Here is a 26,628-nt window from a genome sequence, read left to right on the forward strand (position 1 = left end):
TGGAGGAGAAGGGCTTGCGCGGAGCGCCGCTTGTGCCATCCATCGCTTGGGAGGAGCATGGGCGCACCTTCCGGATGCGCTCCTCTCGCCCTGTCCTTGTCGCCCTCGCGGTGGTGGTTCTCGCGGCGGGCCTGTTCTTCTTCCTGCGCGCCCCGGCGCCCACACCCGCGACGGCGCCGCCGGTGGCCCAGGCTCCAGCGCCCCAGGCTCCGGCCCCCCCGGCGCCCGTGCCGGTGAAGACGGTGGAGGCGCCGCCCGCGCAGCCGAACCACTTCGTGGGCTCGCAGTTGTGCGCGGACTGCCACGAGGAGCAGCACGCCGGCTGGAAGCACGACTGGCACTCGCGCGCGCTGTCCCCGGCGACGAAGGCGTACGTGGCGGGCACGTTCACGGCGGGCACGCACTTCAAGGGCGAGTCCAGCGAGGCGTGGATGCGCCGCGACGGCAATCACTACCTGATGCGCACCAAGGGCGCGGACGGGAACCTGGGCGAGTGGCCGGTGCAGTGGGTGGTGGGCGGCAAGCGGATGCAGGACCCCATCACGCTGTTGCCGGACGGCCGCTGGCAGGTGCTGCCGGTGTACTTCCACGTGACGGGCAAGGGCGAGTGGGTGGACTACTCGGAGAAGAAGCAGGGGGCGCTGGCGCCGGACCACCCGTTCTTCTGGGCGAACTTCCGCCGCAGCGCGCAGCACGCGTGCATGGACTGCCACGTGACGGGGCTGGACGCGCGCTACGACAGGGCAAGCCACCAGTGGGAGACGAAGTTCGCGGACGCGGGCGTGGCGTGCGAGTCCTGCCACGGACCCGGCGGGCGGCACGCGGAGTCGCAGCTGCCGGCGGACATCATCCAGCCGGCGAAGCTGTCGAAGGACGAGGGCTTCGCGGTGTGCGCGCAGTGCCACGGGCCGCGCCGCACGCTGTTCCCCATGCTGGACGCGAAGCACCACTTCCAGCCCGGCCAGCGCTACGACGCGAGCTATCAGCCCATGGTGCTGCTGGTGGGCAACGACCGGTCCGGAGACTTCTTCGCGGACGGGCGGCCCAGCACCTCCAGCTTCGAGTACCAGGCGCTCATCCAGTCCCAGTGCCACCTGAAGGGCGGGGCCACGTGCCTGACGTGCCACACGGCGCCGCACGCCCCGAGCGCGCCCAACGAGGTGAAGAAACAGAAGCCAGTGGCGGCGCGCGCGTCGGTGAACGCGGCGACGTGCCAGGGCTGTCATCAGGACGTGGTGGCGCAGGGCGAGCAGCACACGCACCACAAGGCGGCCGCGGCGCAGGACTGTCTGGCGTGTCACATGCCTCCGGTGGTGTCGGGCGTGTTGGACCACTTCGCGGACCACGCGCTGGACGTGCCGGTGCCCCAGAACACGGCGCGCCATGACATCCCCAATGCGTGCAACACCTGCCATGCGAAGCAGACGCCGGACGCGATGCAGGCGTCGCTGGTGAAGTGGTGGCCGAAGGCGGAGGCGCGGCAGCAGCGGCGCCTGCGGCTGGCGGACGCGTTCGACGAGAAGACGGCAGCGGGAAGCCGTGGGGCGCTGGAGGCGGTGCTGGCGGACACGGCGGAGGCGGGCACGCTGCGGGGCGCGGCGGCGAAGTTCCTGGCGCGCCGGTTCAAGCACGACGCGGTGCCGGCGCTGCGCGCGGCCTTGAAGGGCACGACGGACCCCACGCTGCGCTCGGACATCATCGACGGGCTGGGCGCGGCGAACGCGCGCGAGGCGACGGAGGACCTGGTGCCGTTGCTGAAGGACGGCTCGCTGTGGGTGCGGCAGGGCGCGGCGCTGACGCTGGCGGCGTTCGGGGACCCAAGGGCGATGCCGGCCCTGCAGGCGCTGGCGACCGAGCCGGAGACGCGCGGGCTGGTGCAGCCGCACGTGATGCTGGGGCAGCTGGCCATGCGCAAGCGCGACGTCGTCACGGCGACGCGCGAGTTCGAGCAGGCGCTGGACCTGCAGCCCTACAACGCGGACGTGCTGGTGCGGCTGGCGGACCTCTACGTGGTGCAGGGCAACCCGCAGAAGGGCCGCGACCGGCTGGAGGAAGCGCTCCGGTTCGACCCGCAGAACAAGTTCGCGAAGCAGCGGCTGGGCATGCTGCCGGTGCAGTGATGGCGGGTGCCGGTGCAAGGCTCCTGGGTGCGTCGCCGCTGCTTGTCGCGCTGGCCTGCGCGCAGCCCGCGGCGGCACCCGGAGTCGTGCAGATCAACGCCCGCGACATTCCCGAGCGAATCCAGGGCCCGAGGCCGGCGCGTTCACGAGGGCTCATGGCGACAAAGCACTTCATGCTTCCGGCAGCGCTGCTCCTGGCGGGCTGCCTGCGGTCCACGCCCACGCGTGAGCCCTGGACGAATGACGCGTCCATCGGGTTCCCACAGTTCTTCGAGCAGCCCGCCATCGAAGCAGGCACGGTCGAATTGAGCGGCAGTGTCCTGCGCGCGCTCGAAGTCGCCGCCGATGACTTCCTGGGTCCACAAGATGCCAACACGCCCTGCGTGGACCGGCGTGAGACACACCGGTACCGGGTCATTCAGCGGCAAGGCATCCTCTTCATCCGGATCGATGAGGATCCCCAGGCCTGTGGGCTGACGGTTCCCGCGCTGCACTCAGGCGCGCAGTATGCCGTCGGGAGCGATGGCCGGCTCCTCCGTCGCCTCCGGGATGGCGAGCCGGATGAATCCCGGGTGCCCACGGATGCTGGGCCCGGCATCCTGGTCCCCACGTCGGAGGTCGGCCGGTCCTTCGATCCACCTGATGGTTCCGTGCCCTTGCCGTTCATCGCTCCCAGCGCGGATGCGGGCAAGTATTACGAATAGCAGGGCGTGACGGCCGTGGCGTGCTGAACGCCCGGCCTCCCTTCGAGACAGACGCCTGCTCGGCGCTCGTGATGCACGTTGGGGCCTTCCCTGGCCCACGACCTCCCACCACTGGCGGGAGGCCTGTTCATCGACTGCTGAGCACTTCCCCGCCCTGCTGTGTCGTCCATCGGAGCGCCGGGGGCGCGACCTGTGGCCGGGGGCTGGCCTCGCCCCTACCTGGGGAGCACCCCTATGCATGCGCTCGTGTTCGCAGCCCTGCTCGTCCCCGCCGGGGTCCCCGGCGAGGCGACAGCATCTACCGGCTCCGGACCTTCCCTGCCGCTCGTCGCGCAGTCCACCGCGCCACCGCGGCGCGCTCCACCCGCGCCTCCGCCGCCCTCGCCTCCCGCCTCGGCGCCGAAAGCCCAGGCTCCGAATCCTCCCGCGCAGCGGCAGCCCGCGTCCCAGAACCCGGACGACGTTCCGGACGTGCCTCCGCCCTTCCAGGCGAACGTGTCGGATCCGCTGCTCACGCCCGCGCCCGCCGCGCCCCAGCAGATCCAATCCTGGAACGAAGCGCTCACGCTCCTGCGCCAGCGCTCCACCGACCTCCAGGCCGTCCTGGGCCAGGTGGAGTTCGCCGCGGGCACGTGGCGCATCGCGCTCGCCAGCCTGCTGCCCGCCTTCGATGGCAACCTGTCCGTCCAGTACAACGTCCTCAACCCGAGCATCCCCGCGGTCGGCGGTGGCGCGGGCGGCGGCATCGGAGGTGGCGTGGGCGGCGCCGAGGGCTTCACGCCCACGGAGCTGCTGGGCATCGGCGTGCTCAACGCCAACGTGCCCGTCGTGAACCTGGCCGGCCTCTACGCCCTGGGCAGCGCCAAGGAGTCGCGGCGCACCGCCGCCCTGTCGCTCGCGGAGACGCGCCGGCAGCTCACTCGCGGGCTCGCGCAGGCACTGGTCTCCGTGTCCTCCAACGAGCGCCTGGCGGAGGTCAACCGCGTCAACCTGCGCACCGCGCTGGAGCGCCTGGCCCTGGCGCAGCGCCGCTTCGAGCTGGGCGCAGGCACCCGCCTGGACGTCGTCCGCGTGGAGCAGGACGCCCAGGTGGCCCGCCGCAACGTCGTCACCGGCGATGAGAACCTGCGCCAGGCTCGCGAGGCGCTGGGCCTGGCCCTGGGCACCCCATCCGCCGTGGGCCTCAAGCCGGGCCTGGAGCTGACCACCCTGCTCCAGGGCGCGAAGGCCACCTGCCGCACGCTGGAGTCGGTGGAGAACCGCCCGGACATCGCCGCCGCGAAGTCGCGCCAGGTGGTGGCCGAGCGCGCCATCGGCGAGGTGTATCGCCAGTACGCGCCCACCCTGAACCTCACCAGCACCACCACCGCGCTCACCGTCAACCCGGGCTTCGCGGAGGTGCCCATCTGGAACGTCGGCGCAAGCCTCGTGCTGCCCTTCTGGGACGGCGGCGCGCGCGAGGGCCGCCTGCGCCAGGCCCGCGGACAACTGGAGCAGGCCCGCGCGGACACCACCGCTCGCGAGCGCAATGTCGTCATCGAGGTCACCCAGGCGAAGCGCGTCGTGCAGGTGACCCAGGCGACGCGCGACCTGGCGGAGCGCGAGCGCGGACTCGCGGAAGAGAGTGACCGGCTCACCCGCCGCAGCTTCGAGGTGGGCACCGGAACGAGCCTCGAGCTGGTGCAGTCAGCCGGGGCCCTGCGGCAGGCCGAACTGGAGCTCGTCCTCCGGGACTTCCAGTTCCGCCAGGCCCAGGTGGATGCATTCCTGTCGGAGGCGGCATGCGATTGGTGAGGGGCGGCTGGGGCGCGTGGGGACTCGTCCTCGCGCTGACGACAGGCGGATGCAGCGGTGGCAAGGAGCCCGGTCAGGCCTCGCCCGGAGGCGGCCCCCAGGGAGGCCAGCAGAGCCAGGGCGGCGGCAAGCCCATGCCCGTGCAGGTGATGGCGGTGAAGCCCGGCCCGGTGCGCGACACCCGCGAATACGTGGGCACCCTCATCTCCCGCAGCAGCATCACCGTCGTCCCGCAGGTCGCCGGCTACATCCAGAAGATTCCCGCCCGCCCCGGTCAGAAGGTGAAGGCGGGCCAGGTGCTGCTCGTCGTGGACCCCCGGCAGGAGCAGGCCTCCCTGCGCGCCACCCAGGCCCAGAAGGCCTCCGCGGTCGCCAACCGCGAGTTCGCGCGCCGGACGCGCGAGCGCAGCGCGCAGCTCCTCAAGGAGGGGCTCGTCAGCCGCCAGGACTACGAACAGGCCGTGGCCCAGGCGGCGCAAGCGGAGGCCCAGGCCCAGCAGGCGGAGGCGCAGATCCAAAACCAGCAGGTGCAGCTGGGCTTCTTCAACGTGAGCGCCCCCTTCGACGGCGTCGTGGGCGACATCCCCGTGAAGCTGGGTGACTACGTGACGCCGCAGACCGCGCTCACCATCCTGGACCAGAGCCGCGCCCTGGAGCTGTCCGTGCAGGTGCCGGTGGACCAGGCCGCGCGGGTGAAGGTGGGCCAGACGCCGCTGGAGATCCTCGACGAGGACGGCGAGCCCATTGTCCGCGCCCCCGCCTTCTTCGTGGCCCCCACGCCCAACCCGAACACGCAGCTGGTGGAGGTGCAGGCCGCCTTCGACAACACCGTGGGTCTGCGCGCCGGACAGCTGGTGCGCGCGCAGCTGGTCTACGACGTGCGCGACGCCTTGAAGATGCCCACCACCGCGGTGACCCGGCAGGGCAGCCAGTCCTTCGCCCTGGTGGTGGGCGAAGGCGACGCCGGCACCGTGGTGAAGCGCCAGCCCGTGACGCTGGGGCTGGTGGAGGGCAACGACTACGAGGTGCTCAAGGGCCTGGACGCGGGCACCCAGGTCATCATCAGCGGGGTGCAGCAGCTGCGCGACGGCATGCCCATCCAGCCGAAGCCCGCGCAGCAGGCGCGGGGCCAGACGGAGGGCATGCCCCTGCCGCCCGCGCGACAGGGCATGGGCGGCGGCTCGGACGCGGGTCAGTAGGGGGCTGCCATGTTCACCGACTTCTTCATCAAGCGCCCCGTCTTCTCCAGCGTGCTGTCCATCCTCATCACGCTGGTGGGCGCCATCTCCATTCCCAGCCTCCCCATCGAGCAGTACCCGGAGCTGGCGCTGCCGCAGGTTCAAATCACGGCGACGTACACGGGCGCGTCCGCGGAGACGGTGGAGAGCGCCGTCACCACCGTGCTGGAGCGCCAGCTCAACGGCATGGAGGGCATGCGCTACATGTCCTCCACCAGCACCAACGACGGCCAGAGCACCATCACCGCGACGTTCGACCCGTCGCGCGACGTGGACCTGGCCGCGGTGGACGTGCAGAACCGCGTGGCCACCGCCACACCCCAGCTGCCCTCGCAGGTGAACGCGCTGGGCGTCACCGTGCGCAAGGCGCAGACGCAGCTGCTGGTCTCCTTTGGCGTCTATGACAAGGAGAAGCGCTACGACACGGAGTTCATCAGCAACTACGCGGACGTCTACATCCGCGACGCGCTGTTGCGCGTGAAGGGCGTGGGCGACGTGCGCATCTTCGGCGAGCGCCGCTTCGCCATGCGCCTGTGGCTGGACCCCACGGAGCTGGCCCGCCGCAACCTCACCGCGCAGGACGTGCTCAACGCGCTCCAGGAGCAGAACGTCCAGGTGGGCGCGGGCAAGGTGGGCCAGGCACCGTCCTCCAAGGAGCAGGCGTACCAGCTGTCCCTCCAGGTGAAGGGCCAGCTGACGTCGCCGGAGGAGTTTGGCGCCATCGTCATCCAGCGCGGACAGGACGGCGCGCTGGTGCGCATCCGCGACGTGGGCGACGTGAAGCTGGGCGCGGAGAACTACCAGCAGCTGCTCCGCTTCAACGGCCAGGACGCGGTGGGCCTGGGCATCACGCAGCTGCCCGGCTCCAACGCGCTGGAGGTGCGCGAGGGCGTGGAGGCGGAGCTCACGCGGCTGTCCGCCAGCTTCCCGCCGGGCCTCACCTATCAGGTGGCGTTCGACACCACGGCCGCGGTGAGCGCCTCCATTGAAGAAGTGCTCAAGGCGCTGGGCGAGGCCATCCTCCTGGTGGTCCTGGTCATCTTCATCTTCCTGCACGGCTGGCGCAGCGTGCTGGTGGCGGTGACGACGCTGCCGGTGTCACTGGTCGGCACGTTCATGTTCGTCAACGCGTTCGGGTTCTCTCTCAACACGCTGACGCTCTTCGGCCTCACGCTGGCCACGGGCCTGGTGGTGGATGACGCCATCGTGGTCATCGAGAACGTGGAGCGCGTCATCGAGCACGAGAAGGTGGACGCGAAGGAGGCCACGCACCGGGGCATGCAGCAGGTGGCCGGCGTGGTGGTGGCCACCGCGCTGGTGCTGTCCGCGGTGTTCATCCCGGTGTCCTTCTTCCCCGGCACCACGGGCGCCATCTACCGCCAGTTCGCGCTCACCATCGCGTTCTCCATCAGCCTCTCCGCGCTCGTCGCGCTCACCCTGTCCCCCGCGCTGTGCGCGCGCCTCTTGCGCCCCAACGAGGGCCAGAAGTTCGTCCTGGCGCGCAAGTTCGACGAGGGGCTGGACGCGCTCCGGCGCGGCTACGGGAAGCTCTTGCGCCTGATGCTGGGCAAGCTGCGCTGGGTGGTGGTGGGCATCTTCGCGGTGTTCCTCGTGGCCACGGGCCTGCTCTACCGGTCCACGCCCACGGGCTTCATCCCGGACGAGGACCAGGGCTACGTCATCATCGCGGTGCAGGGCCCGGAGGGCACGTCGCTGGAGTACACGCGCAACGTCCTCATCCAGGTGGAGGACATCATCAAGCAGCAGGAGGAGGTGACGCAGATCTTCACCGTGGGCGGCTTCTCGCTGCTGGGCACGGGCGCCAACTACGGCTCGCTCTTCATCAACCTGAAGCCCTGGGAGGAGCGCACGACGAAGGAGTCCAGCGTCGCGGGCATCATCGAGCGCCTGCGTCCCCAGCTGTCCCAGGTGGGCGGCGCGCGCGTGCTGCCCCTGCAACCGCCCGCCATCCGCGGCGTGGGCAGCGTGGGCGGCTTCGAGTTCGTGCTCGAAGACCAGCAGGGCGGCCGCACGCTGGATGAGCTGGCGCAGGCCACCCAGGCGCTGGTGGGCCGTGCGAGCGCGGAGCAGCAGCTGCGCGGCGTGTTCTCCGCGTTCACCGCGGGCTCGCCGCAGCTCAACATCGACGTGGACCGGGAGAAGGCCAAGGCGCTGGGCGTGCCGCTGTCCTCGCTGTTCTCCACGCTCCAGGTGTACCTGGGCAGCCAGTACGTGAACGACTTCACCTTCTCCAACCGCGTCTACCGCGTGTTCGTGCAGGCCGCGACGCCCTTCCGCGACAACCCGAAGGACATCGGCAGCCTGTACGTGCGCTCGGACACCGGGGCCATGGTGCCGCTGGAGTCGCTGGTGAAGGTGACGCCGATGACGACGGCGCCCAACATCACGCACTACAACCTCTTCCGCTCCGCGAACATCAACGGCCAGGGCGCGCCCGGCGTCTCCACCGGCCAGGCGCTCAACGCGATGGAGGCTGTGGCGAAGCAGGCCCTGCCGCCGGGCTTCACCTTCGAGTGGACGGGCCTGTCCCAGGAGCAGAAGAGCGCGGGCAACACCGTGCTCGTCATCTTCGCGCTGGGCATCGTGTTCGTGTTCCTGGTGCTGGCCGCGCAGTACGAGAGCTTCGCCCTGCCCTTCGTCGTCATGCTCGCCGTGCCCGTCGCGATGATGGGCGCGCTCCTGTTGCAGAACCTGCGCGGGCTGGTGAACGACGTGTTCTGCCAGGTGGGCCTGGTGATGCTGGTGGGCCTCGCGTCGAAGAACGCCATCCTCATCGTGGAGTTCGGCGAGCAGCTGCGCGCGCAGGGTCAGGGCGTGGTGGAGTCCGCCATCAACGCGGCGGAGACGCGGCTGCGCCCCATCCTGATGACGTCCTTCGCGTTCCTCTTCGGCGTGGTGCCGCTGATGCTGGCCACCGGCGCGGGCGCCTCCGCGCGCAAGTCTCTGGGCACGGCCGTCTTCGGCGGGATGCTCTTCTCCACCTTCGTGAACCTCATCTTCATCCCGGTGCTCTACGCGCTGGTGGAGGGGGCGCGTACGAAGATCCTGAAACACCGCAAGCACGGCAATCCGCAGAGCGGGCCGCCGCACAATCCGCCGCCGCCGTCCATCCCTCCGGAGGGGGAGCCGCCGCGACCCCAGCCGGCGTAGCGACGCATCGCGCAGGACCCGCACGGCGGGCAGGCACTCCGGCGCGCTATCCGGCGCTGGAGCGTCCTGATTATCCTTGGGCGACGCATGGCTTCTCCCCTGACTGTCGATGAGCGGCGTCGGTGGCTGTACTCGTTGAAGCAATCGCCCGCGCTGCGCCACACGCGCGCGTCCGTCCTGCTGCGGCTGCTGGAGAGGGCCCGGCCGGTGGAGCCCCAGCCGGGCGAGGGCATCTGCCGTGAAGGCGAGCCGGTGGACGGTGTCCATCTTCTGCGCTCGGGCGAGTGGCGGGTGACGACGGGAGGGACGGTGCTCCTGCACCTGCGCCCGGGCATGTCGCTGGGCGTGGAGGCGCTCGCGCGCGGCACGTGGCCCGTCACGGTGACGGCGGAGTCCGCGTCGCATGCGCTCTTTCTTCCGCGCGCGGAGCTGGAGGCGGTGGCGGCGGTGCCCCGGCCCGGAGGCTTTGCCGGTGGCTCTGGAGGTGGCGTGGCGTCGCGCGCGGACGTGGTGACGTTCCGCGCGCGGGGGTTGGAGCTGCCGCCCGCGACGCTGTCCCTGATGGTGGAGCTGGTGGCGAAGGTGATGGTCCATGACTTCGGGGACCGGGTGCTGCTGGTGCGCGCGGGGACGAAGCGCTCGGAGGGCGCGGTGCGCGGCGCGGATGGGGTGTTCCGCCGAACGGTGGTTCCGCACGCGCCGGTGCTGGCCGAGGGGGAGGACTTCGACTGCGTGCTGCTGGACGGCGTGCCGGCGCCGGAGGGCCTGACGCCGCGCGAGGTGTGGCTGGTGCCCCCGGGAGGCGAGTCGGACGCCGTGGGGACGCCGGGCGCGCAGGTGCTGCCCACGGTGTTGCTGTCGCCGTGGCGGCCGCAGGGCAGCCCGACGTTGCTGGGGCGCTCGCTGCCGGACGAGGACGGCTGGGATGAGGACGTGCCTCCGCCCGGGTGCCGGCTGCGGCTGGACTGGGGGCGGTGGGTGGTGCGGCCAGGGGACGCGCGGCCGCTGGCGGCGCTGGGGTTGGACGCGGGGACGCGGGACGCGCTGTCCCGGTGGGCGCGCGCCATCACGGGCCGGCGCGTGGGGCTGGCGCTCAGCGGCGGCGGCGTGTGGGGCTTCTACCACGTGCACCTGTTGCGCAGGCTGGCCGCGCTGGACGTGCCGGTGGATCTGCTCAGCAGCGCCAGCATGGGCTCGCTGGTGGGCGCGTACTACTGCGGCACCGCGCGTGACGGGCGTGAGGGACTGGATGGCTTGAGAAGGCTCCAGCACCGGGCGCGGGGCGGGCACCTGTCCGCGGCGGCGCTGTCGTCGGTCGTGACGACGCAGGCCATGGAGTGGCTGGTGCGCGGCGATCTGGGAGACCTGGCGCTGGAGGAGCTGCCCGTGGGCTTCCTGCCGGTGACGACGGACCTGACCACCGGCCGCTGCGTGGTGCTGGAGAAGGGCCCGCTGGCGCTGGCGGTGCGCGCGAGTGGTTCAGCGCCAGGAGTCTGGGCGCCCACGCTCCAGCCACCCGCGCGCTACGTGGATGGGGCCTTCACCAGCATGGTGCCGGTGGACGTGTTGCTGCACTCGGGGGCGGACCTGATCTTCTCCAGCAACATCTTCCCCGCGGGCCATCACCACGCGGCGAGGCCGCTGTTGCCTGGAGCGGTGGGGCTGTTCCTCTCCGCGCTCAACCCGGTGGCGAGGGCGAAGGATCTCCTGGCCAGTGGCGTGCTGCTCCTGCACCGCAACGGAGACCTGGAGTCCGCGCGAGGCGACCTGAGATACGACGTGGGCACGCGCGATCAACCGCTGCTCGGATCCATGCGCTTCACGCACGTGGACGAGGTCCTGGACGAAGCCGCGCGCGACATGGGCCTGGAGCAGAAGCTGCTGGAGCTCAAGCAGGCCTGGGAAGCCCTGCGCACGCGAGGAAGCACGGCCGGCGGAAGGAGGGCCGCGTGATTCCGGTCCGGATTCTCGGCACCGCGAGCGTGCTGCCCGGTCCGCCGGTGACGACCGCGGAGGTCTGCGCGCGCGTGGGCCGGGACGCGGCGGAGGTGGAGCGCAAGACGGGCATTCGCACGCGGCACTTCGCTCCGGAGGGGATGCGCGCGGCGGACCTGGGCGCTCAGGTGCTGCGAGGCGCACTGGAGGCAGCAGGGCTCCCGGCGACGGCGCTCAAGCGGATCCTCTTCGTGTCGTCCATGGGCGGGGACGTCATCACTCCGGCCAATGGCAGCCGGGTGGCGGCGGCGCTGGGGCTGTCCGGGACGTGCGATGCGATGGACGTGGGCAACGCGTGCATGGGCTTCCTGAGCGCATTTGACCTGGCGGCGCGCTCTGTCGCGACAGGCCTGGGGCCGGTGGGCGTGGTGTCCGTGGAGCTCCTGTCGCGCACCACGCGGCCGGAGGATCCACGTCCCTACCTGGTGCTGGGCGACGCGGCTGCGGCCGTCGTGCTGGGCGAGGCTCGGCCCGGCGAGGGCGTGCTGGGCGTGGCGTTCGGCAACGACGGCACGCTGCCGCCGGACGTCGTGCTGGAGAACCCGCACCAGACGGGCCAGCGCGAAGGCATGCGCTTCCTCACCGCGTCGCGAGACATGACCCGCGTGGCACTGGGAGCACTCACGCGCGCGGCCTCGGCGGTGCTCCAGGGCGCGGGGCTGACGGTGGCGGACGTGGAGTGGGTGCTCACGCACCAGCCGAACGGGAGCATGTTCGCGGCCATCCTCCAGGCGCTGGAGGTGCCGGAGGAGAAGAGCGTCACGGTCGTGGACACCGTGGGCAGCGTGGGCTCCGCGTCGCTGGGCGTGGGGCTGGACCGGCTGTGGCGCACGCGGCCGGTGAAGCCCGGGGACCGGGTGTTGCTGGTGGGCGTGGGCGCCGGCGTGGCGCACGGCGCGGTGCTGTACCGGGTGGGCGGGTGAACTCAGCGACAGCGGTGGCGGCGAGGGCCGCGTGGCTGACGACGTTCCGCCTGCTCCAGCGCTACCACCGCTACGAAGTCGTGAACCTGGAGCCGCTGCTGAAGCCCGGCGCGAAGCTGCTGGTGGGCTACCACGGGCGCCCCCTGGCGGTGGACCTGTGCATGCTGACGGTGACGCTGCACGACCGGCTGGGCTACCTCCCCCACGGCATCGCGCACGGCGCGTTCGACCGCATCCCCGGCATGCGGCAGGTGGCGGACGGGCTGGGCTTCGTCACCGGCGACGGGCCGCTATTGGCCGAAGCAGTAGCGAAAGGCGAGCACGTGCTGGTGCAGCCCGGAGGTACACGCGAGGGCTGCCGGGACTTCCGTCACCGCTACCGCGTGGACTGGGGAGAGCGCCTGGGCTACCTGCGGCTGGCCGTGCGCTACGGGCTGCCCATCGTCCCCATCGCGGGCCACGGCATGGACGACGCCTACGTGGGCCTGAACGACGGCTACGCGTGGGGCAAGCGCGTGGGGATGCCCGGAAGACTGCCACTGTGGCTGGGCGTGGGCGCCACGGGCCTGTGGCCGCTGTCCCTCCCCTTCCCGGTGAAGATGACCCAATGGGTAGGAGAACCGCTGACGACCCACCTGGCCCCGGGCTTCGACGCGGCGGACCGGGAGGCCCTGCTCACGGTGCACCGCGACGTGACGCGCGCGGTGCAGGGACTGCTGGACGCGGCGCGGCCGTCCTGAGCATCACCACCAGAGCGGGCGTCGCTGCGGCTTGAAGCGGGCGCAGTACCACTCAGAGATCTGGTGGGCGGCCTTCAATGCAAGCCCGTGCTCCCGGCGCAGCACGTCCAGGAACCCGTGCAGGGAGAGGACTCGCCCGCGAAGCTCCTCGATGCCCCGGTGGAGGGCGCGGCGATCATGCAGGATCGCCGTCGCGTCGGGATGGTGACAAGCGTAGGCAATCACCGAGTGCTCCCCCATCCCTTCTGTCACCGGCGGGAGTTGGAGCTGGACCAGGGTCTCGGCCTCCGGGCTCTGCGGCACCAGCACGATGGGCGCCCCCGCGATGGCCTTCAGCATCGCTTCCGCTTCCTGGACCAGCCGTTCCGGGGCGCCAGCCTGGGAGGCGCCCACGGTCAACTCATCCCAGACCGTGTCGGTGATGACGACGGGCAGGGCTCCCAGCGCCATCAGCGTAGCGGCATGACCCGCGCGCTGGATGTTCGCCAGCACGTCGGTGTCGACAACGTATTGGCTCATGTGGCGAGGAGATCCTCGACAGGACGTCCGAGCAGCTCGCGAGCCCGGCTCGACGAAATCAACTCGTGGGCATGTGCATCCAGGGCACGGCGTTCGATGCCGGTGAAGCGCGTATCCTCCTCGAAGCTGTCCAGGACTGTTTCGTCCGGTGACATCACAAGGGCCTCCACGGTCTCCCGCTCCCGGATGTACCGGAGGTTGTAGAGATGCCAGGCCATGGCGGAGAAGCTGAGGCCGAAGTGGGTGCGGGCCCGGATGACCAACTCGCGGGCCGCCTTCAGGCCATAGCCTTCCGGTTTCGCGGCCCCCAGGCTCTGGGCCACGGCCTCTTCGGGCGCCAGCAGCATGGCGGCGAAGGCATTGGCCCGCTTCTCGGCGGGAGGGTTCTCCATCCAGAAGCGTGACGAGTCCAAGCGCCCCTCGTCCGTCTGGACGTCGCTCTCCGACAGGTCGAGGAGCTGATGCGCCAGCTCATGAGCCAGCACGAAGCGGCGCACCGGCTCATGCGTCAGCGCCTCATGGATGACGATGAGGCGGGCGTCGCCAGAGCGGCAGCTGACCCCATTCACGGCGGGGTTCGTGAAGGCATGGCGGAGGACGAGGATGTCGAAGTGACTCTCCATCAGCCGGCCCAGATTGCGCAGCGGCCCTTGCCGCTCCGGCAGCAGGGCACGGACCCTCCGGGCGCACGCATATCCCGCCTGGTGGGCATTCTTCGAGGGAGGCGGCTCGGGCTGGAACTGCTCCGCCAACCGGGGGACCTGCCGGAGCGCCCCCAGCAGACTGAAGGCCCGTGCCTGCCGGAGCCCGTCCACGAGGAAGGCCCGATCCACGTCGGAGAGCGAAGCGCTGGCCGTGCTTCCCTTCAACAGCGCCGTGGGCTCCATGAGGGCCTTCTCAACGGGCGCGGACGTATGGAAGAAGGCCGTGGGCGAGAGTCCCAGTGCCGAGGCCAACCGGGTCAGCGCGCTGAGCCCCAGCGCCTGCTCGCCCTGTTCGAAGGTCCGGATGAGGTGCGCGGAAACCCGCGCACGCGCGGCCAGGGCCTCCACCTCCAACCCGGCTTCCTTCCTCCGCCTGGAGAGCCGGCGTCCCAGTTCCCTCAGGGCATCCGAGGCGTCATCCGTGGGTGGCCCTTGCGTCATGCCTCCAGCATCAAGCAGGGCCTCCCGGGTGGCAAGGCCACCGGGGGACGACTACCAGCGCACGCGGTAGATGGCGGCGCGGCCCTGGCGGGACTCGACGACGGTGGTCAGGCCCTTCACGCCGGTGGTCAGCGTGCCGTGGTGGCAGATGGAGCCGATGAACTCCGGATACGTGCCGCCCTCGTTCACCTTGATGCGGTAGTCCGTGTCCGCCAGGCGCTCCACGTCCACGTGCAGGAAGTTGCTGCCGGAGGCCAGGTTGCGCGACGTGCGCTCCAGGGCGCGCGCGGGGCCCAGCAGCTTCAACACCGTCTGGAGCGCGCGGCCCATGTTCGTCTCGAAGTAGCCCGCGACGAAGCGCTCGCCCAGCAGCCACTGCGCCTCGTTCATGGACACGTCCGGGAACAGCTCCGTCGCGCCAATCTGCAGCAGCTTCTGCCAGGTCGCGTTCGGGTACGCGGGCTCCAGCTTCCGGTCCAGGTCCAGCCCGGCTTCCTTCAGCTTCGCGCGCAGCGGACCTTCCAGCCGGCCCTTCAAGGCCAACAGCAGTCCTTCGACCGTATGGCCGAAGACGATCTCCGACGGGTTCGACACGAGGGGCTCCTCCGCCACGTCTCGGGGGATGACGTGGCTTGGGTGCCCCCTGGTTAGTTCGAACATGCACCTGTGGACAACCCCTACATCCCCGGGGTGATGACGATTTCACGGTGAGGACAGTCGCACCTCCCCGCCGTCAGAAGCGTCCAGGCGGGCTCCACGTCAATGATTGCTCACCGGTCCATGGGACACGGCCTTGGGGGGCATATGAGCTGGAGCATCCACATTCCCGCGGTGAACACGCTCAAGCTCGCGCTGGGCAACGCCGCGCATGAACAGGCGCTGGGCCACGCGGAGCTGAACGGCAACAAGGCCATCCCCATCCAGGGCGGCCAGGTGTCCCTGACCGGCGCGTTCAAGGTCCCCGTCGAGCTCTTCAACGACCGGGACGACAAGGACGCGTACGGCATCATCGGCATGCCCCCCAAGGAGCTGGATGGCTCCACGGTGGAGCCCCTCTTCTCCCCGGACGGCGTCGCGTGCTGGCTGAAGTACGCGGCGGAGCTGAGCGCGGAGGCCAACGGCCAGGGCGACTTCCCCTTCGTCGGACTGAGCGGATCAGGCTCGCTCCAGGTGCAGGTGGCGGACTACCGGCACCACGCCGCCACCCAGACGCTGGAGGCCGCGATGGGCTCGGACGTGAAGTCCCTGCGGCTGCCCTTCGTGCTCGCGGACGTGCAGGCGCTCCAGCCCGGTGACGCCCTGTCGTTCCAGTCGTGCGTGGCCCTGAAGGCCGGCGTGAAGGTGTCCTGGTCCGCCATCAGCACGTCCCTGGTGACGGCGCTCGCGAAGCGCATCGCCGGGCAGCTGGTGTTCGAGCTGAAGGCGGAAGCGGGCGCGTCCATCGGCGGCACCGTGTCCCTCCAGGACACGTTCCGCATCGTCTTCTCCCGCCCGAAGGACGGCGGCCCCTTCCGCGTGTCGGTGCGCAAGGCCACGTCGGACGCCGCGGCGGTCCACGTCTCCGCGGGCGTGTCGCTGGAATACACGTCGCCGCTGCTCGCCTCCATCCTGAGCGCCGTGGACGCCAAGGTGCAGGACGCCTTGAAGATCGTCGATGGCCTGGAGCAGGGCTCGCTCCAGCCCGCGCTCCTCGGCGTCGCCGCCGCGCTGCTGAAGCAGCTGGGGTTCCTCAAGGCGGTGGAGCCCACGGTCGCGGCGGTGACGGCCGCGTATGAAGAGCTGAAGGACTTCGTGGAGAGCGTGGTGAGCGGCTCGCTCAAGGCCGGCTTCGAGTACGAGTACGCGCGCACCACCGAGGACGCGACCCTGCTGGAGCTGGAGGTGCCCGTGGCGGAGCTGGCGGGTGCGCACGGCGCGCTCGTCTCCGGCGACCTGGCGTCCATCCAGCGCCGGGTGAACGACGCCTGGCTGCGGCGCTACTTCCACATGAAGTCCGTGGAGTCCCAGCGCGTCTGGGGCCTGGGCCTGGGCTGGCGTGACTTCAACTTCGCCTCGCAGGAGGACCGCCGCAAGCTCAAGGCCGTGGTCCAGCACGCGTCCCGGGACCACCGGCAGGGGCCGCGCCGCTACGCGTTCCTGGGCGCGCGCAGCTACACGAGCTCCGGCGTGCTGTACGGGAAGACGTCCCGCTGGGGGCTCGACTTCAGCGCCCAGATGCCGCGCTTCAGCCTCACGCCCAGCGCGGACGAGTTCGAATACGCCTTCTTCGGCCAGAGCCAGGTGGAGGACGGCCTGTCCAAGGAGCTCATCCAGCGCGCGGTGGACGCGGCCACCCTCTGGGGCGCGGTCCGGCCCGAGGACGCGCCAGCGCTGGTGGACCGCCTCTTCCGCGCGGCGCCCGCCGGCACCAAGACCGAAACACGGCTGGACCTGCGCGTGGACAACCCCAGCTTCCGGCGGCTGCTGGCGAAGCTGGGCTCCGAGCCCGTCTTCGAACGCAACGCCTTCGCGCGGGCCCTGGCGCGCGCCATGCCCCGGGTCAACCAGCCCGTGCGCACGAGCCTCCAGCGCCGCGAGGAGCTCTACACGCCGCTCTGGGACGCGTACCTCAAGGACGGGGCGAAGGACTGGACGCTGGACCGGGCGAAGGCGAGCGTGGCGTACCACCTGAAGACCCAGGCGGGAGCGGACGGCTTCGTCGCGTCACACTGGGAGCAGACCGGCGGCACGGGCACGTTCGCGGACGTGCTGGTGCAGTGCTCGCGCTACGGGGGCGACATCGGGAGCCGGCCGTACGGCAAGGTGTACGTGTTCTGGAAGGACCTGCTCGACAAGCTCATCGCGCTGAACAAGGCCATCCAGTCGGAAGCCGTCATCGCGGAGAACGACGCGACCTCCGCCGTGCAGCAGGTGTTCACGGCGCTGGATGACCTGGCCTGCGACGACTTCCGCGTCACCGCGTTCGTCTCGTGGATGGATCAGCTCGCCCTCCGGTGGAAGCTGGGGTCGGGCATCCAGCGCCTGCTCCAGGTGCGCGTGGGAGACCAGGAGTTCGTCATCTCCCACGGCTGAGAGCTACCAGCGGATCCGGTACGTCGCGGCGGGGGGCGCGTGGGTCTCCACCTCGGTGGAGAGCCCCTTCACGCCGGTGGTCAGGGTGCCGAAGTGGCAGAGCGCGCCGATGAACTCCGGGTGGACGCCGCCGTCGGTCACCGTCAGCCGGTAGTCGGTGGCGGCCAGGCGCTGCACGTCCACCTGCAGGTAGTTGTTGCCGGAGGCCATGTTGCGCGTGGTGCGCTCCAGCGTGCGCGCGGGCCCCAGGAACCGCAGCACGCTCTGTAGCGCGCGGCCCATGTGGGTGGCGAAGTAGGCCGAGACGAACCGCTCCCCCAGGAACCAGTGCGCCTGCGCGGGCGGGCGGTGGGGAAAGAGCGCCTCCGCGGCGAGGAGCAGCATCTGGTGCCACTGTTCCCGGGGATAGGCGGGCGCCAGCTTCTGGTCCAGGTCCAGCCCCACGCGCTTCAGCCGCGCCCGGAGCGCTCCATCCAGGTGCCCTTCCAGGACCACCACCAAGCCTTCGACCGTGTGGCTGAACACGACCTTTTCCAGGCGACGCATGACGGGAAGTGCCTCCTCCCTGGCGCGGGGATGCGTCCTTCATCGGTAGACCGTCACGAACCCCGGAACAACCCACCCCTCCCTTCGTGCAGCGGGATTTCCACCAGCGGACGGAGCAACTTCAGCAGGCCCGTGGACAGCGCCATCCATGGCTTCATGGGGCGCATGTTGCTCAAGGCCTGTCTCAACGGAGCCCGCGCGGCCGTGGATCATCCCCGCGTGCCTGTCACCCCGGAAGCGTTGGCGAAGGACGCCGCCGCCTGTCACGCCGTGGGCGCGGGTGCGTTCCACGTGCACCCCCGCGCGGCGCACGGCTTCGAGTCCCTGGACGCGGCGGACCTCGGCGCGACGGTGGCGGACCTCCGCCGTGCGTGTCCGGGCGTGCCGGTGGGCGTCAGCACGGGCGCGTGGATGGTCCCGGACGTGAAGGCCCGCCACGCGCGCGTCGCCAGCTGGAAGGCGCTGTCCGCCAGCACCCGTCCCGACTTCGCCTCCGTCAACCTGTCCGAGCCCGGCTGGGAGTCCATCGCGGACGCGCTGCTCGACGCGGGCATCGGCGTGGAGGCGGGCGTGTGGTTTCCGGAGGACGTGTCACGGCTGACCGCGTGGCCCCAGGCCTCGAAGTGCCTGCGCATCCTCGTGGAGACGCAGTCCTCCCAACCCGAGGCCGCGTGTCAGGAGGCGCGGACGCTGGTGGAGCTGCTGCGCGCCACGGGCCTCGAAAGGCCGCTGCTCGTGCACGGCTCGGAAGGAGGCGCGTGGGCCGTGCTCGGCTGGGCCCGGCGCCACGGCTTCGACACGCGCATTGGACTGGAGGACACGCTGGTGCTTCCGGACGGGCAGCGCGCGCAAGACAACGCCGCGCTGGTGTCCGCGGCCATCCGGGTCATGCGCGAACGGTGAGTCTTCACGGCCCGCATGGATCATCTCCCAAGCCCCGCCGCGCCCGGCTTCCTATGATGGAAGCACCATGCACGAGCCTCCCTCAGCAGGCGGATCCCCTCCAGCCCGGGAGGAGGATCCGCCGTCCCCTGCGTGGGCGCTCATCCTGGGTGCTTCCTCCGGCACGGGCGCGGCCATCGCGGAGGCCGTCGCGCGCAAGCCGGGCCTGAACGTCTTCGGCGTGCACCGGGGCCGCTACCTGGACACCGCGCGTGAGCTGGAAGCCCGTGTGCGCGACGTGGGCCGGGACATCCACCTGCGGCAGGCGGATGCCTCCACGCCCGAGGCCGCGGAGGCTGGCGCGGACGAATTGCTCCAGCGCACGGGCCCTCGCAGCGTGAAGCTGTTCGTGCACGCCATCGCGGGCGCGTCCGTGGGGCGCTTCCTCTCCGAAGGGCCGGACCGGCTGCACCCGCGCCGCATCCAGCGCACGTTCGACTGCATGGCGCACTCGTTCGTGTACTGGACGCAGGCCCTGGTGCGGCGCGACCTGCTGGCTCCGGATGCGCGCCTGCTGGGCCTGCAGAACCCGTTGGATCAGACGCACCTGGGCAACACCGGCCTCATCAGCTCCGCCAAGGCCGCGCTGGAGATGTACGTGCGCCACCTGGCCATCGAGCTGGGCCCGAAGGGCCACCGCGTCAACCTGCTCAAGTTCGGCACGGTGCTGACGCCCGCGCTGCGCCACGTCTATTCGCCAGAGGCGCTGGCCCAGCTGGAAGCACGCCACGCGGCCATGAACCCCGCGGGGCGCATGGGCACGCTGGACGACGTGGCCCGCTTCGTCACCGTGCTCGTGGGAGATGACGCCGCGTGGTTCAACGGCGCCACCATCGACTTCACGGGCGGCATGACGCTCAAGCTGATGGACCTGGTGCTCAACCCGTGACGGCCGGAACGCGGAACGTGAGGCAGTAGTAGAACGGTGACACCTGTTCCTCGATGACGTCCTCGGCGCCCTGCGGCAGCAGCTCGCGAGGACTCTTCGCCTCACGTGTGTAGAACGTGAGGGCCCGGAAGGCGGCGCGCTGGAACAGCGACGGGCGGAAGGCCGCGTCCAGCTGCTCGTCCACCACCACCAGCGGCGTGCCGGGAAGCGCCACGCGCGCCATCTCCCGCAGCGCCACCGCGGGCTGGCGGTAGCTGCCCATCGCGCCGACGTGGAAGACGCGGTCGAACGTGGCGTCCCGGAACGGGAGCGAGTGCGCGTCCGCCACCATCAGCCGCGTGTCCTTCACGCCCCGGCCCTTGCGCAGGCGCTTCTCGCACTGCGCCAGCATGCCGGTGCTCAGGTCCAGGCCCCACACCTCCACGGGCAGGCCCGGCGGCAGCGCGCCCCGGATGCGCGGCAGGTTCGCGCCCGCGCCCACGCCCACCTCCAGCACGCGCACGGGCTGCCCGTCATCGCGAGGCTTCAGCGCGCCCAGCTCCAGCCTGCGCATGTACCCGTCGCGCATCCGCGATTCCGAGACGGACTGGAACAGCGGCGTCAGCACCGTCGTCAGCGGGTCGTGCAGCGCGGGCAGCCCGTCATAGAGGTGGCGCATGAGGCGGTCCGTGCCCCGCACGCGGTCCTCGCGGTACAGCCGCGCCAGGCCGTCCGCCACCTCCCACGTCTCGCCGCAGCCACCACAGAGCAGACGGCCCTCGTCCAGCCGCGCGTCCTCGCTCTGCCCGTGCCACACCAGCTGGCCCCGGCAATCCGGGCATGCCAGCAACGCCACGTCCCGCAGCCACATCATCGCTTCGTCACCCTGCCGTCCCCTGTTCGGCCAGGGCCCGCGCCAGGTCCTCGCGCGCCCCCAGCCGGGTGAAGTCCTCCACGGCCCGCCGTAGCAGCTCCGCGCGCTCCGCGTCGCCCGAGGGCAGGTGCCGCGCCCACTCCAGCCGGGCCCTCGCGGCCTCGTAGGGCATGCCTCGCTTGTCGGCCTCCACGATGCAGCGCTTCCACGCGCGGAAGGCCTTGGCGTGCTTGCCCGTGAGCCACGCCTCCCAGCCCCGCCACAGCCACGCGGCGGGCTCGCCGAAGGGGAACACCCGCGCGAAGTCCTCCACGGCCTTGAGCGCGGCCCGCGCGCTGTGCGTGAGCGCCTGCAACCCGGGCCCGGGCGTCTCGCGCGCCCACAGCGTGAGCAGCACCTCCGCCACCGCCGTCGCGCCGAAGTAGACGAAGTGCGCCACGGGCTTGCCCGCGGACAGCCGCACCAGCGCCTTCTCCGCCGCCGCGCGCGCGCCCGCCGTGTCGCCCTCGCGCAGGCACAGCAGCGCCAGCGTGCCGTCCGTGATGATGCGGTCGGTGGCGCCGCCATGTGCCTCCGTCCACGCGAGCGCCGGCTCCAGCGCCATGCGGGCCCGCGCGTGTTCCCCCAGCCGCAGCAGCATGTGGGCGCGGTAGTGCTGGGCCCAGTGCCGCGTCTGCGCCGAGCCCCGCCGCACCGCGGACGCCTCCAGCCAGTCCATCAGCGGCAGGCCCCGCGCGAACTGGCCCCGGTACATGGCGGACACGGTGAGCAGCGCGCGGCACTCCTCCGCCAGCCGCAGGTCTCCCACCGAGTCCACGATGGCCGTCGCCCGGGCGAGCCACGTCTCCACGTCCTGCCAGCGCGCCTGGTACACCGCGCAGACGGCATTGCGGTTGAGCACGTAGGCCAGGTCCGCCGGGCGGCCCACGCGCTCCGCCACCTCCTGCGCGCGCTTCACCCACGCGTCCGCCACGCGGTGCACCGGCACCGTGCCCGCCACCACCGCCATCACCGTGTAGCCGCGCGCCAGCTCCGGCGTGGGCCCCACGGGCTCGCACAGGTTGAGCATGCGCAGGCCGCTCCAGAGCACGGGCAGCGCCTCCTGCGCGTAGATGAACGCGTCGGTCAGCCGCATGAGCAGCCGGCCCGCCACCCGGCGCGACTCGCGGCGCCGCGTGGAGTCATCCACGTACGCGTCCGGCCGGGCGCTCTGCGCCAGCCGCGACAGCACCTGCCCCAGCGTGCCCAGCACCCACGCCACGCGCGACGTGGGCACGCGCCAGCCGAAGTGCGCGAGCGCGGCCTCCGCGAGCACGCGGAAGTCCTCCAGGTCTCCCAGCTGGAAGTGCGCCTCCGCCAGCAGCGCCTCCACGCGGCCCCGCTCCAGCGGCGTGGCCCCGGGCATCACCGTCAGCGCCCGCGTGAGCAGCGGCACCGCTTCGCGGCACGCGCCCACCGCCAGGGCCTCCTCGCCGGCGATGCGCGCGTGGTGCGCCTCGCGGGCCACGTCCCCGGCCTGCCCCCAGTGGTACGACAGCGCCGAGGCGTAGCCCAGGGGATGGGCGGCCTCCAGCGCCAGGGCCGCGCGCTGGTGGAGCGCGGGCCGGAGCGCCGGGGACAGGTCCTCCAAGAGCCGCTCGCGCAGCTTGTCGTGCGCGAAGCGCCAGCGGCCGTCCGCCACGTCCAGCACCGCCGCCGCCGCGCAGTCGGTGAGCCACGCCTCCACGTCCACGCCGGGCGCGGCGCGCTCCAGCACCGCCAGGTCCAGCTCCCGGCCCAGGAGCGCCGCCACGTCCAGCAGCTCCCGCGCCTCCCGGGGCACCTTCTCCAGCCGGCGCTGCACCAGCGCGCGCATGCCGCCCGCCCACACGCGCTGGGGCAGCGTGATGGCGCCCAGCCGGTCCAGGCCGCCCGCGTCCTCCGCCAGCGCGCGCACCACCTCCACCAGCAGGAACGGGTTGCCCTCCGACTCGCGGCGCAGCAGCTCCACCACGCCGGGCTGGCGGCCCACGGCGCCCAGCATGGACTCGCCCAGCTGGGCGATCTCCTCCGCGTTCAGCCGCTGCAGCCGCAGCATGCGCGTGCCGGGCAGGCGCTCCGGCAGCTGCGGGGACTCGTCGTCGCGGAAGCTCGCGAGCAGCAGCAGCGGCAGCCCCGGCGCCCTCGCCGCCAGCCGCGCGAGGAGCTGGAGGGATTCCGCGTGCGTCTGGTGCAGGTCCTCCAGGATGACCACGGTGGGCTGCGGCAGGCGGGCGAAGAGGTCCTCCACCGTCTGGTGCAGGCGCAGCTGCGCCATGTCCGCGTCCAGCTCCGGCGCGGCGGGCACCTCGCGGCCCAGGAGCGCCTCCAGGTCCGGCACCAGCGACCGGAGCACGCGCGCCTCGCGGTCGGACAGCTCCGTGAGCATGGGCAGCCAGCGCAGCACCGCGCGCCACTCCTGGTACGGCACGCCGCCGGTGTCCACCGCCTGGCCGCGCAGCACCACCGCGCCGCGCACCAGCGCCAGCGAGCGCACCTCCTCCAGGAGGCGCGACTTGCCCACGCCGCTCTCCCCGCCAATGAGCCACGCGCCGCCCTGCCCCGCGAGCGCCGCGTCGAGCACGTCCTTCAGGTGCTCGCGCTCCTTCACGCGGCCCACGAAGCGCGCGGACTGGAGGAAGCTCTCGCGCGTGGCGGCGGACTCGGCGGGCCGGGGCTGGCCCACGGCGTCGCTCAGCGCGGTGATGACGGCCTCCGCGTCGCGCGGCCGGCGGTGGGGCTCGGGCGCCACCAGCTGCTCCAGCAGGGCCTTGAGCGCGGGCGGGAAGCCCGGCGTCGCGAACACCTGGCCGGCATGAGGTAGCCGGCCGAAGAACATCTGGCACGCCATGGCGCCGAAGCCGAAGAGGTCGGTCAGCTCGGAGGGGGGCTGGTCTTCAAAGAGCTCCGGGGCCAGGTAGCCCGGGGTGCCCGCGGGCTGCGCGCGAGGCCCCTGCTGGTCGCGTCCCACGGCCAGGCCGAAGTCCAGCACCTTCACCTGGCCGCGCACCACCAGCACGTTCGCGGGCTTCAGGTCGCGGTGGATGATGCCGCGCCGGTGCAGGTACGCGAGCGCCTGGAGCGTCTGGATGAGCAGCCCCACCTGCGTCGCCAGGGGCGCGTCGGTGCCGGCCTCCACCAGCGTGCGCGCGTCCTCCAGCAGGTCCATGGCCAGGTAGGGCCGGCCCTCCGCGTCGAAGCCGTAGTCCAGCACGCGGATGACATGGGGGTGTCGCAGGGACACCAGCGTCTGGAACTCGTGGGCCAGCGACAGCGCCATGCCCTGCGTGGCGAAGGCGGAAGGGGTGCCCCGGCCGGGCCGCCGCGCCAGGTCCGCCACCGTCCTGTGCAGCCGCTTGAGGGCCACGGGGCCGGAGAGCCCGTCCTGCGCGCGCCACACGGTGCCCGCGCCGCCGCGCCCCAGCAGGTCGAGGATGCGGTAGCGCCGACCCACCACTTCCGGGTCCATGCCCGGAGACGTGTCGATGTCCGGGGCGTCCGCCCGGCGGGAGGTCTGACAGGAAGGGGGGTGAGACATGAGGGGGAGCCGCCCTGCGCGCGCGCAAGGATATCCCCCCTTCTCGTGCGGGAGGGGATTTGAATGTGCCGGACGGCAGGCGAAGCAGGAGGCGCTTCGGACCCCGGGGGGCAGCCCGGCGGGCGGGGCCCGGCAGGGTTCCTTCCCTCTGGAGCGCCGGAACATCACTTTTGACGCAGGGAGGACACCGGATGGCGGGCTACGACTTCGACTTGTTCACATTGGGCGCGGGCTCGGGCGGCGTGGCGGCCAGCCGGCGCGCGGGGTCCTCCGGGGCGAAGGTGGCCATCTGCGAGGAGGGGCGCGTGGGCGGCACCTGCGTGCTGCGCGGGTGCGTGCCCAAGAAGCTGCTCGTGTACGCGGCGCACTACCGCTACGACTTCGAGGACGCGGCCGGCTACGGCTGGACGGCGGGTGGCCCGGCGCTGGACTGGAAGAAGCTCCAGGCGGTGAAGGCGAAGGAGCTGGACCGGCTGACGGGCATCTACGGGCGGCTGCTGCGCGACGCGGGCGTGACGCTGGTGGAGGGCCGGGGCCGGGTGGTGGACGCGCACACGGTGGAGGTCGCGGGCAAGCGCTACACGGCGGAGCGCATCCTGGTGGCCACGGGTGGGCGGCCCTACCTGCCGGAGGTGACAGGCATCGAGCACGCGCTCACGTCCGAGCAGGCGCTGGAATTGCCCGCGCTGCCGCGCCGGGTGGCGGTGGTGGGGGGCGGCTACATCGGCGTGGAGTTCGCGGGCATCTTCACGGCGCTGGGTGCGAAGGTGACGATGTTGATCCGCGGCGACACCGTCCTGCGCGGGTTCGACAACGACATCCGCGCGGCGCTGACGCAGGAGATGCGCAAGAAGGGCGTGGACATCCGCCCGGAGACGTTCGTGCAGGACATCGAGAAGCGCGAGGACGGCACGCTCAGCCTGCTGACGCGCATGGGGGAGACGCTGGAGGTGGACGCGGTGCTGTACTCCACCGGCCGCGTGCCCAACACGCAGGGGCTGGGGCTGGAGGAGGCGGGCGTGAAGTTGAACGAGCGGGGCGCGGTGATGGTGGACGCGCAGTCACGCTCGTCGGTGGAGAGCATCTACGCGGTGGGGGACGTGACGGACCGGCTGAACCTCACGCCAGTGGCCATCGCGGAAGGAAGGGCGATGGTGGAGACGCTGTACCGGAACAACCCGGTGACGATGGACCACGAGAACGTCCCGTCCGCGGTCTTCAGCCAGCCGCCGGTGGGCACAGTGGGGCTCACGGAGCGGGAGGCGATGGAGCGATACGGCAAGGTGGACGTCTACGTCTCCAGCTTCCGGCCCATGAAGCACACGCTGACGGGCCGTGACGAGCGGTCGATGATGAAGGTGGTGGTGGAGCGGGGCACGGAGCGGGTGCTGGGCTTCCACATGGTGGGCGCGGACGCGCCGGAGATCATCCAGGGGCTCGCGGTGGCGCTGAAGTGCGGCGTGACGAAGAAGCAGCTCGACGCCACGGTGGGCATCCACCCCACGGCCGCGGAGGAGTTCGTCACCCTGCGCGACAAGCGCCCGGATCCATCGGAGAGCGCCACGATTCTGGAGCTGGGGCGCGAGGTGGTGGCCACGCCTCCGGGGGACACGCGGAAGTAGCGCAAGGCCACGGGCGAATCAGCGAGCGATGACGGGTTCCAACACGCCTGACCTCGCAATGAGGAGAGCGAGCCCCGTTGGTGTCGAGAGCTTCGAGTGACCGGATTAGCGGCGTCGAGTAAGCGACTCAGCGAAGCCGCTGCTTGAGACGCCCATGTACTCTCTTGAGATCGTCTTTGTACCGGCACAGCGCGTCCTCGATCTCGTACGCCTTCAGGGGACTGAAGGCTGAGGGAAGTTCCTCGACCGCGATCCACGCACGTTCCGCGACTGCGATGCCGAGCGCCTCAGCGCCAACCCTGGTGCCCATGTGCAGGTACACGCGTTCCGGCATCTTCTTCAGGTAGGATCCCAACCGCAGCGCGGCGTCGTAGATGTACATTTCCTTGGCACCGCGAATCGGAGTCAGCAGGCGCTCGAGGATCGCGAACAACTCATCGAAGCTCGGGACTTGACGAATCGCTTCTTGGTTCGCGATTAGCACCCGACGGACCTCATCCACCGTGGATTGCTCCAGGTGGCGCTGGTGGTTGAAGAGCGCGCCGTTCTCCTTTCGCGCGTCTGCCACTGCCTCAATGGCCTCTTCAAGCGACGGAAGCTTCGCGAAGTATTCGAGTTCCTCCATCGCCTTCAGGCGCGGTCCCCATTGGTAGGCTTTGACGATTTCTTCGTACGAATTCAGGCGTGCCATATCGGGTTTCTAAAGTTGGGCTGGTTTTGTGGAGCGTCAGCGGCTTCGTGGATCAAGCCGCCGTCTTTTGTCAGGAACCTTTGCTCACCGACTTAACAGCAGACTGGA

At 71.3% G+C, this 26,628-nt stretch carries 19 protein-coding genes; 12 read left to right on the forward strand and 7 right to left on the reverse strand.

The annotated features are described in order from the left end of the window. Positions 1-74 precede the first annotated feature (74 nt). The 8 genes from D7X96_RS13525 (at position 75) to D7X96_RS13560 (ending at position 12,685) form a co-directional block, all read left to right on the forward strand. Positions 75-2,120 (forward strand): HEAT repeat domain-containing protein, encoded by a 2,046-nt coding sequence (locus D7X96_RS13525; protein ID WP_121769892.1) that lies wholly within the window; start codon positions 75-77, stop codon positions 2,118-2,120. Beyond that, the gene (locus D7X96_RS13530) at positions 2,120-2,824 is read left to right on the forward strand and encodes a hypothetical protein (RefSeq protein WP_147468297.1); all 705 of its coding nucleotides are present in this window, start codon (positions 2,120-2,122) and stop codon (positions 2,822-2,824) included. Before D7X96_RS13525 ends, D7X96_RS13530 begins: the two co-directional genes overlap by 1 nt. Before the next feature lie 234 nt (positions 2,825-3,058). After that, positions 3,059-4,618 carry a TolC family protein gene (locus tag D7X96_RS13535; protein ID WP_199746856.1) on the forward strand — a complete coding sequence of 520 codons (1,560 nt, stop codon included), beginning with the start codon at positions 3,059-3,061 and terminating at the stop codon, positions 4,616-4,618. After that, positions 4,606-5,817 carry an efflux RND transporter periplasmic adaptor subunit gene (locus D7X96_RS13540; protein ID WP_120548545.1) on the forward strand — a complete coding sequence of 404 codons (1,212 nt, stop codon included), beginning with the start codon at positions 4,606-4,608 and terminating at the stop codon, positions 5,815-5,817. Before D7X96_RS13535 ends, D7X96_RS13540 begins: the two co-directional genes overlap by 13 nt. Positions 5,818-5,826: 9 nt before the next feature. After that, positions 5,827-9,027 (forward strand): efflux RND transporter permease subunit, encoded by a 3,201-nt coding sequence (locus D7X96_RS13545; protein ID WP_121769894.1) that lies wholly within the window; start codon positions 5,827-5,829, stop codon positions 9,025-9,027. 87 nt (positions 9,028-9,114) lie between these two features. Then, entirely contained in the window at positions 9,115-10,980 is a 1,866-nt protein-coding gene (locus D7X96_RS13550) for a cyclic nucleotide-binding and patatin-like phospholipase domain-containing protein (protein ID WP_121769895.1), read from the forward strand. After that, on the forward strand, positions 10,977-11,945 hold the full coding sequence (locus D7X96_RS13555) for a 3-oxoacyl-ACP synthase III family protein (protein ID WP_121769896.1): 969 nt from the start codon (positions 10,977-10,979) through the stop codon (positions 11,943-11,945). Before D7X96_RS13550 ends, D7X96_RS13555 begins: the two co-directional genes overlap by 4 nt. Continuing rightward, positions 11,942-12,685 (forward strand): lysophospholipid acyltransferase family protein, encoded by a 744-nt coding sequence (locus D7X96_RS13560; protein ID WP_244219572.1) that lies wholly within the window; start codon positions 11,942-11,944, stop codon positions 12,683-12,685. The genes D7X96_RS13555 and D7X96_RS13560 overlap by 4 nt, the downstream gene beginning before the upstream one ends. 3 nt (positions 12,686-12,688) lie before the next feature. Here the strand turns inward: D7X96_RS13560 and D7X96_RS13565 are convergent, their stop codons facing one another. Genes D7X96_RS13565 through D7X96_RS13575 form a run of 3 tightly spaced genes read right to left on the reverse strand, consistent with a single transcriptional unit; the run spans position 12,689 to position 14,943 of the window. Beyond that, positions 12,689-13,204: a hypothetical protein gene (locus D7X96_RS13565; RefSeq protein WP_121769897.1), complete on the reverse strand. Its 516-nt coding sequence runs from the start codon at positions 13,202-13,204 to the stop codon at positions 12,689-12,691. Beyond that, complete coding sequence (locus D7X96_RS13570; RefSeq protein WP_121769898.1) at positions 13,201-14,349, reverse strand: helix-turn-helix domain-containing protein; 1,149 nt, start codon at positions 14,347-14,349, stop codon at positions 13,201-13,203. The genes D7X96_RS13565 and D7X96_RS13570 overlap by 4 nt, the downstream gene beginning before the upstream one ends. A gap of 51 nt (positions 14,350-14,400) precedes the next feature. Beyond that, positions 14,401-14,943, reverse strand: coding sequence for a DUF2378 family protein (locus tag D7X96_RS13575; protein WP_120548573.1), 543 nt, complete (start codon positions 14,941-14,943; stop codon positions 14,401-14,403). Between the two features lie 210 nt (positions 14,944-15,153). On the opposite strand from D7X96_RS13575, the gene D7X96_RS13580 reads away from it, so the two are divergent. Next, on the forward strand, positions 15,154-17,421 hold the full coding sequence (locus tag D7X96_RS13580; protein WP_121769899.1) for a hypothetical protein: 2,268 nt from the start codon (positions 15,154-15,156) through the stop codon (positions 17,419-17,421). 3 nt (positions 17,422-17,424) lie between these two features. Here the strand turns inward: D7X96_RS13580 and D7X96_RS13585 are convergent, their stop codons facing one another. Then, on the reverse strand, positions 17,425-17,967 hold the full coding sequence (locus D7X96_RS13585; RefSeq protein WP_120548537.1) for a DUF2378 family protein: 543 nt from the start codon (positions 17,965-17,967) through the stop codon (positions 17,425-17,427). Positions 17,968-18,099: 132 nt separating this feature from the next. Here D7X96_RS13585 and D7X96_RS13590 point away from each other — a divergent pair, with 132 nt between their 5' ends. Further along, positions 18,100-18,870 carry a 3-keto-5-aminohexanoate cleavage protein gene (locus tag D7X96_RS13590; protein WP_208647310.1) on the forward strand — a complete coding sequence of 257 codons (771 nt, stop codon included), beginning with the start codon at positions 18,100-18,102 and terminating at the stop codon, positions 18,868-18,870. Between the two features lie 67 nt (positions 18,871-18,937). Continuing rightward, on the forward strand, positions 18,938-19,798 hold the full coding sequence (locus tag D7X96_RS13595) for an SDR family NAD(P)-dependent oxidoreductase (RefSeq protein WP_244219573.1): 861 nt from the start codon (positions 18,938-18,940) through the stop codon (positions 19,796-19,798). On the opposite strand, the gene D7X96_RS13600 is transcribed toward D7X96_RS13595, so the two are convergent. Next, positions 19,788-20,651 (reverse strand): methyltransferase domain-containing protein, encoded by an 864-nt coding sequence (locus tag D7X96_RS13600; protein ID WP_199746854.1) that lies wholly within the window; start codon positions 20,649-20,651, stop codon positions 19,788-19,790. The two genes, D7X96_RS13595 and D7X96_RS13600, sit on opposite strands and share 11 nt — an antisense overlap. Positions 20,652-20,658: 7 nt before the next feature. Beyond that, positions 20,659-24,207 carry a serine/threonine-protein kinase gene (locus tag D7X96_RS13605; protein ID WP_121769900.1) on the reverse strand — a complete coding sequence of 1,183 codons (3,549 nt, stop codon included), beginning with the start codon at positions 24,205-24,207 and terminating at the stop codon, positions 20,659-20,661. 191 nt (positions 24,208-24,398) lie between these two features. On the opposite strand from D7X96_RS13605, the gene gor reads away from it, so the two are divergent. Then, a complete protein-coding gene (gor, locus tag D7X96_RS13610) occupies positions 24,399-25,829 on the forward strand; it encodes a glutathione-disulfide reductase (RefSeq protein ID WP_121769901.1) in 1,431 nt (476 codons plus the stop codon). Between the two features lie 127 nt (positions 25,830-25,956). Here gor and D7X96_RS13615 read toward each other — a convergent pair whose 3' ends face one another. Then, positions 25,957-26,520 carry a hypothetical protein gene (locus D7X96_RS13615; RefSeq protein ID WP_147468298.1) on the reverse strand — a complete coding sequence of 188 codons (564 nt, stop codon included), beginning with the start codon at positions 26,518-26,520 and terminating at the stop codon, positions 25,957-25,959. Positions 26,521-26,628 lie beyond the last annotated feature (108 nt).

Source organism: Corallococcus interemptor, from assembly GCF_003668875.1.
Taxonomy (GTDB): Bacteria; Myxococcota; Myxococcia; order Myxococcales; family Myxococcaceae; genus Corallococcus; species Corallococcus interemptor.

Excerpts from the sequence above, each read along its gene's own strand:
- D7X96_RS13525 (WP_121769892.1), top strand. The coding sequence starts at position 75 with ATGCGCTCCTCTCGCCCTGTCCTTGTCGCCCTCGCGGTGGTGGTTCTC.
- D7X96_RS13530 (WP_147468297.1), top strand. The coding sequence starts at position 2,120 with ATGGCGGGTGCCGGTGCAAGGCTCCTGGGTGCGTCGCCGCTGCTTGTC.
- D7X96_RS13545 (WP_121769894.1), top strand. The coding sequence starts at position 5,827 with ATGTTCACCGACTTCTTCATCAAGCGCCCCGTCTTCTCCAGCGTGCTG.
- D7X96_RS13600 (WP_199746854.1), bottom strand. The coding sequence starts at position 20,651 with ATGATGTGGCTGCGGGACGTGGCGTTGCTGGCATGCCCGGATTGCCGG.
- gor (WP_121769901.1), top strand. The coding sequence starts at position 24,399 with ATGGCGGGCTACGACTTCGACTTGTTCACATTGGGCGCGGGCTCGGGC.
- D7X96_RS13615 (WP_147468298.1), bottom strand. The coding sequence starts at position 26,520 with ATGGCACGCCTGAATTCGTACGAAGAAATCGTCAAAGCCTACCAATGG.
- D7X96_RS13550 (WP_121769895.1), top strand. The coding sequence starts at position 9,115 with ATGGCTTCTCCCCTGACTGTCGATGAGCGGCGTCGGTGGCTGTACTCG.
- D7X96_RS13580 (WP_121769899.1), top strand. The coding sequence starts at position 15,154 with ATGAGCTGGAGCATCCACATTCCCGCGGTGAACACGCTCAAGCTCGCG.
- D7X96_RS13570 (WP_121769898.1), bottom strand. The coding sequence starts at position 14,349 with ATGACGCAAGGGCCACCCACGGATGACGCCTCGGATGCCCTGAGGGAA.
- D7X96_RS13595 (WP_244219573.1), top strand. The coding sequence starts at position 18,938 with ATGCACGAGCCTCCCTCAGCAGGCGGATCCCCTCCAGCCCGGGAGGAG.
- D7X96_RS13535 (WP_199746856.1), top strand. The coding sequence starts at position 3,059 with ATGCATGCGCTCGTGTTCGCAGCCCTGCTCGTCCCCGCCGGGGTCCCC.
- D7X96_RS13540 (WP_120548545.1), top strand. The coding sequence starts at position 4,606 with ATGCGATTGGTGAGGGGCGGCTGGGGCGCGTGGGGACTCGTCCTCGCG.
- D7X96_RS13565 (WP_121769897.1), bottom strand. The coding sequence starts at position 13,204 with ATGAGCCAATACGTTGTCGACACCGACGTGCTGGCGAACATCCAGCGC.
- D7X96_RS13585 (WP_120548537.1), bottom strand. The coding sequence starts at position 17,967 with ATGCGTCGCCTGGAAAAGGTCGTGTTCAGCCACACGGTCGAAGGCTTG.
- D7X96_RS13605 (WP_121769900.1), bottom strand. The coding sequence starts at position 24,207 with ATGTCTCACCCCCCTTCCTGTCAGACCTCCCGCCGGGCGGACGCCCCG.